Source organism: Streptomyces mayteni (assembly GCF_054783955.1).
Genome location: NZ_BAAGPR010000206.1, coordinates 1 through 5,995 on the forward strand (window position 1 = coordinate 1; position 5,995 = coordinate 5,995).

Below are 5,995 nucleotides of genomic sequence, written 5' to 3' on the forward strand. Positions count from 1 at the left end.
TAGCCGCCGGCGCGGCCGCGGTCGGCGGCGCGGGGGCCCGCCAGGGCAACCCGGTCGCCGGCGGTGTCGCGGCCCACGGTTCCCGTACCGGCCAGTCGGGTTCATCATCGACGGGAACGAACACCGGACGCGCCGGAAACCCTGGCCCCGACAACCGAGGAGGTAGCCGGTGACCAGCCCGCCGCACACCCTCACCAGGCGCCGCACCTATCTCATCGGCCGGGCCAGACCACAGGCCATCATCGGCCGGAACCGCGAGGCCGGCGAGATCGGCTTCATCGTCGCCGGCGCCTTCCTCGGCATGATGAGCGGCATCCTCATCCCGACCCTGACCATCCGCATCGTCGGCCTGGTCGGCTTCCCCATGATCGCCCTCGCCGCCGTCTACCTCCCGTACAACGGCCGCACATTCTACCGGTGGTTCGAGATCAACCGTTCCTTCCGCCGCACCCAGCGACGCGGCGCCACCTACCGCTCGGACGCCCCCGAGGCCGGCATCGCCCTCGGCGGCCGCGAGGTCGCCGTCGGCGCGCCCCCCGGCGTCGGCCGCGTCGAGTGGCGCCCCACCGCCTTCGGCCCCGACGAACTCGCCGTCCTCCTCCACACCGACCGCCGCACCCTCACCGCCGCCATCGAGATCGAGGGCCCGGGCGTCGGCCTGCGCGACAGCGAGGACCAGGAGGCCCTGGTCGAGCGGTTCGGCACCCTCCTCAAGCACGTGGCCAACGGCGACGGCCACGTCACCCGGCTCCAGATGCTGGCCCGCACCCTCCCCGCCGACCCCGACGCCCACGCCAACGACGTCCGCGAGCGCGGCGACGGCGAGGCACCCGGCTGGATCCAGAACTCCTACGACCAGCTCCAGTCGATGGTCTCCACCTCCAGCGAGCAGCACCGCGCCTACCTGGTCGCCTGCATGCACCACTCGCGCGACCTCAGCAACGAGGCCCAGTCCATCGCCCGCGCCGCCCGCACCACGGGCAACCGCCGCCGGATGTCGCAGGACGAGGCGCTCGCCATCGTCATGGCCCGCGAACTCGCCGACATCTGCGCCCGCCTGACCGAGGCCGACATCCGCGTCCGCCAGCCCCTCGGCGAGGCCCGGCTCGCCTCCCTGATCCACTCCATGTACGACCCGGACCACCCCATCGACCACATCCAGGCCATGTCCAAGCGCAACGCCTGGCCGGCCGAGCTCGACGCCCGCGAGCCCACCTACCTCCAGGCCAAGACCCGCGAGTCCGACACCCGCGAGCCCTGGTGCCACGCCACCGCCTGGGTCAAGGAGTGGCCGATGACCCCGGTCGGCGTCAACTTCCTCGCCCCGCTGCTCGTCCACACCCCCGACGTCATCCGCACCGTCGCCGTCTGCATGGACCTCGAACCCACCGAGATCGCCATCGAGCGGATGCTCACCGAGAAGACCAACGACGAGGCCGAGGCGTCCCGCGCCGCCAAGATGAACCGCACCGTCGACCCCCGCGACGTCGCCGCCCACGGCCGCGTCGACCAGCGCGGCGACGACCTCGCCTCCGGCGCCGCCGGCGTCAACATCGTCGGCTACCTCACCGTCTCCTCGCCCACCCCCGAGGCCCTGGCGAGGGACAAGCGCACCATCCGCGCCTCCGCTGGCAAGTCCTACCTGAAGCTGGAGTGGTGCGACCGCGAGCACCACCGCGCCTTCGTCAACACCCTCCCCTTCGCCACCGGAATCAAGCGATGACGCACACCCCGGTGCCGACGCCCCCCGTGCTGTGGCCCCCGAAGGAGTGGACCGTGAAAGAGGTGCCGCCATGCCGCCCCGCGATCCGCTGAACGTCATCACCGAGGCGTTCACCAGCCTCCTGTACGGCCGCATCGAGACCACCAGGCTCCCCGTCCGCACCTCGACGGGCCAGGCCCAGGCCGTCTACCTGCCCACCGCCGCCCCCGGCCTCGGCGACTCGGGCGTCATCATCGGCCGCGAGGTCTACTCGGGCAAGGGCTACATCTACGACCCCTTCCAGCTCTACGGCCAGCAACTCCCCGCCCCGCACTGGCTGGTGCTCGGCGAGTCCGGCAACGGCAAGTCGGCGCTGGAGAAGACCTACGTCCTGCGCCAACTCCGCTTCCGCGACCGGCAGATCGTCGTCCTCGACGCCCAGGGCGAGGACGGCGTCGGCGAATGGAACCTGATCGCCGAGGAGTTGGGCATCACGCCCATCCGCCTCGACTCGATGGCCACCGACGGGAACGTGCGGCTCAACCCGCTCGACCCGTCCATCACCACCACCGGGCAGCTGGCGCTGCTCCGCACCATCATCGAGGTCGCCCTCGGCCGCTCCCTCGACGAGCGCTCCGGCTTCGCCCTCAAGGTCGCCCACGCCCACGTCAACCAGGCCATCACCGACCGGCAGCCGATCCTCACCGACATCGTCGAACTCCTGCGCCACCCGCGGCCCGAGGCCGCCGACGCGATGAACGTCGCCCTGGAGGACGTCCGCGCCTGGGGCCTCGACGTGGCGCTGGTCCTCGACCGGCTGGTCGACGGCGACCTGCGCGGCATGTTCGACGGCCCCACCACCGTCGGCATCGACCTCGACGCCCCGCTGATCGTCTTCGACCTCTCCCACATCGACCGCAACTCGATCGCCATGCCCATCCTGATGGCGATCGTCGGCGTCTGGCTCGAACACACCTGGATAAGGCCCGACCGGAAGAAGCGCATCTTCCTGGTCGAGGAGGCCTGGCACATCATCAACTCGCCGTCGGTCGCCCAGCTCTTCCAGCGGCTCCTGAAGTTCGGCCGCCGGCTCGGCCTCTCCTTCGTCGCGGTCGTCCACCACCTCTCCGACGTGGTCGACGGCGCCGCCGCCAAGGAGGCCGCGGCCATCCTCAAGATGGCCTCCACCCGCACGATCTACGCCCAGAAGTCCGACGAGGCCCGCGCCACCGGGCAGGTGCTCGGCCTGCCACGCTGGGCCGTCGAGATCATCCCCACCCTCACCCCCGGCATGGCCGTGTGGGACGTCAACGGCAACGTGCAGGTCGTCAAGCACCTGGTCACCGAGGCCGAGCGCCCGCTCGTCTTCACCGACCGCGCGATGACCGAGTCCTCCGAGGTCATGCTGGCCGACGAGGCCCTGATCGACGATCCCTACGAGGCCGAGACCGAGGCCCGCGTGATGTCCTTCGAGAAGCGACAGGGCGTCGGCTAGCCGCCGGAGGCACCCCCATCATGAGCGACACAGCATGAGCGACACAGCATGAGCGACGAATCATGAGCGACAACGCGGCGGGCCGCCGCGGCGGCGTCCCCGACGGGCTGCTGCTCGGCGCCCTCGGCCTGGCACTCGGCTTCACCACCCTGGTGTGGTCGGCCACCGGCCTCGGCGGCCTGCTGCGGCACGGCGCCTGGCCGGACGGCGTCACCTTCCTCCGCACCTCGGGCGCCGTCCGCACCCTCCTGGTGGCCCCGCGCGACGTCGCCGGCGCCTGGCCGGCCGCGGACCCGAGTGCCCTGCCGAGCCCCGGCGTGCTGTGGCTGACGTTCCTCGGCCAGCTCGTCGTGCTGTTCTCCACAGCCCTGTGGATCTCCGTCCGCGTCGCGCACCGCAGGGCCCGCCGCCGCGCCCACGGCCGTGACGGTCACGCGCCGGAGCCGAAGGCCGCGGCGCCCGAGCCGTCGCCCGCCCAGGACCTGGTTCCCGCCCCCGTGCCGACGCCGGCGCCGGGCCCCGGGCCGGTGGCGCCCGCCGTGGAGGCCGCGCCACCGTCGCCCGCGGTGCCGGTGCCGGCCGCCACCCCCGACCGGGGGGCGGAGCCGGCCGCCGCCGTGCTCCGGGCGGCCGGCGGGCTGATCGTCGTCGACCCCGACGGCCGGCTCCTTGCCAGGACGGCCCGCCAACGCGGCAAGCAGGGCCCCGTCCACGTCTACGATCCCGGGCACGCCACCGACAGCTCCAACCGCCTCCGCTGGGCGCCCCAGCGCGGCTGCGAGGACATGCCACTCGCCCGCCGCCGCGCCGCCGCCCTCCTCGCGCCGGTCCGCCCCGCCGAACCCGTCTTCCGGCTGGACGCGGAGACCGCCGAGACGGTGCTCCGCTGCCACCTGCACGCCGCCGCCCTGGCCGGCGAGCCCATCCAGCAGGTGCACCGCTGGTCCCAGGGCCGCTCCGCCGGCACCCCCGGCAAGATCCTCCGCACCCACCCGCGCGCCGCTGGCGGTGCCTCGATGGAGCTGGAGAGCGCCCTCACCGCCCACCCCGGCCGGCGCGACGCCGCCCTCGAACTCATCGGCCGCGCCCTCGGCGGCCTCGACCAGCTGCACATCCGCCAGTCCTGCACGCCGGGCCGCGTCGACAACCTGGCCCTCGACAACCTGGCGGGCGAGGGCGCCACTCTCTACGTCGTCGGCGACCAGCGGGAGACGGCCGCGCTGCGCTCCGCCCTGGTCGACGAGCTGACCTCCGCCCACCCCGGCACCCTCACCGTCGTCGAAGGCGGCTGATCCCCCCTGTCGGTGCCGGATGGCACACTGGGCAGCGTGAACCACGAGGCACGATGGATACCCAGGACCTGGTGAGGCTGCGCCGGGCCCGCGACCTCATGGACCGGCACTACGCCAGGCCCCTCGACGTCGCCGCCCTGGCCAGGGTCGCCCTGATGTCGCCCGGGCACTTCTCCCGCAGCTTCCGCGCCGCCTACGGCGAAACCCCGTACGGCTACCTGATGACCCGCCGCATCGAGCGGGCCAAGGCTCTGCTGCGCCGGGGCGATCTCTCCGTCACCGAGGTCTGCTTCGAGGTCGGCTGTTCCTCGCTGGGTTCGTTCAGCTCCCGCTTCACCGAGCTGGTCGGCGAGAGCCCCAGCGCCTACCGGGCCCGCCACCACGACGTCGATGCGGCCATTCCGGCGTGCTTCGTCAAGATCTTCAGCCGCCCGGTCAGGGATGGAGAAGCCTCCCCGTCCGCCGGCACGTAGCGTGCGACGCATGGATCTGACGCTCTCCCACTGCTTTCTGCCCATCGACGACCACGACCGGGCGATCGCCTTCTACCACCAGGCACTTGGGCTCGAGGTGCGTTCCGACGTCTCCGCCGAGGGCATGCGCTGGGTGGTGGTCGGCTCCCCGGCGCAGCCCGGCGTGAACATCGTGCTGCAGCCGCCGGTGGCCAACCCGGACGCGTCGGCCGGCGACAAGCAGGTGATGGGCGAGCTGATGGCCAAGGGGGTACTGGGCGGCGTCAACTTCGCGACGGACGACTGCGACGCGACATTCGCGCGGGTGCGTGCCGCGGGCGCCGAGGTGGTGCAGGAGCCGCTCGACCAGCCGTACGGGGTGCGGGACTGCGCCTTCCGCGACCCGTCGGGCAACCTGATCCGGATCAGCCAGGACCGGGCCTGAGCACCATCTCGTAGGCGCCGTACGACAGGTCGTCGGGGTCGGAGTCCCTGACGCCGGTGGGCCGGAAGCCGAGCGAGGTGTAGAAGCGGGCGGCGCGGGCGTTGGCCTCGTGGACGCGGAGCCGCACCTCCCGGTCGCCGGCCCAGTCGATGGCCGCCCCCATCAGTCGGGCGGCCAGGCCGGTGCCGCGGTGCTCGGGCAGCAGATACACGCCCACCACCTGGGCCCACCGCTCCTCCCGGCACACGCCGACCATGCCGGCCCAGGCGCCGTCCTCGAGTTCGCCGACGAACACCACGGTGCCGCGCCCGGCGGCTCGTCGTTCCCACTCGCCCTGGGTCAGCTGTAGCGCCTCCTCGTAGGGCTCGAAGAACGCCACCGGCGCGACGGGGTCGCTCAGGGCTGCCAGCCGCAGGTTCCTGAACTCCCGCCAGTCCGCACGGCTCGACCGCCGGATGGTGTACACCATGCGGCCGATGCTTCCACCGAAGCCGCCCACCCCGCAACACAAGTAGGGCCCGTTGGTTTCCCAACGGGCCCTACTCGTATAAAAATTGTCCGGCGGCGACCTACTCTCCCACACGGTCCCCCATGCAGTACCATCGGCGC

The 5,995-nt window shown here is 72.6% G+C and carries 6 protein-coding genes; 5 read left to right on the plus strand and 1 reads right to left on the minus strand.

What is annotated here, in order from left to right:
* The first annotated feature begins 169 nt into the window (after nt 1-169).
* The 5 genes from ACYVPE_RS38880 (at nt 170) to ACYVPE_RS38900 (ending at nt 5,386) form a co-directional block, all read left to right on the plus strand.
* Nucleotides 170-1,723, plus strand: coding sequence for an SCO6880 family protein (locus tag ACYVPE_RS38880; RefSeq protein WP_461038567.1), 1,554 nt, complete (start codon nt 170-172; stop codon nt 1,721-1,723).
* Between the two features lie 70 nt (nt 1,724-1,793).
* Nucleotides 1,794-3,197, plus strand: a complete 1,404-nt coding sequence (locus ACYVPE_RS38885) for an ATP-binding protein (protein WP_461038568.1) — start codon at nt 1,794-1,796, stop codon at nt 3,195-3,197.
* A 62-nt stretch (nt 3,198-3,259) separates the two neighbouring features.
* On the plus strand, nt 3,260-4,489 hold the full coding sequence (locus ACYVPE_RS38890; protein ID WP_461038569.1) for a type VI secretion protein: 1,230 nt from the start codon (nt 3,260-3,262) through the stop codon (nt 4,487-4,489).
* A gap of 53 nt (nt 4,490-4,542) precedes the next feature.
* Nucleotides 4,543-4,962: a helix-turn-helix domain-containing protein gene (locus tag ACYVPE_RS38895; RefSeq protein WP_461038570.1), complete on the plus strand. Its 420-nt coding sequence runs from the start codon at nt 4,543-4,545 to the stop codon at nt 4,960-4,962.
* 10 nt (nt 4,963-4,972) lie between these two features.
* Nucleotides 4,973-5,386 (plus strand): VOC family protein, encoded by a 414-nt coding sequence (locus ACYVPE_RS38900; RefSeq protein ID WP_461038571.1) that lies wholly within the window; start codon nt 4,973-4,975, stop codon nt 5,384-5,386.
* Here ACYVPE_RS38900 and ACYVPE_RS38905 read toward each other — a convergent pair.
* Nucleotides 5,367-5,855, minus strand: coding sequence for a GNAT family N-acetyltransferase (locus ACYVPE_RS38905; protein ID WP_461038572.1), 489 nt, complete (start codon nt 5,853-5,855; stop codon nt 5,367-5,369). The genes ACYVPE_RS38900 and ACYVPE_RS38905 overlap by 20 nt on opposite strands.
* Nucleotides 5,856-5,995: the final 140 nt, after the last annotated feature.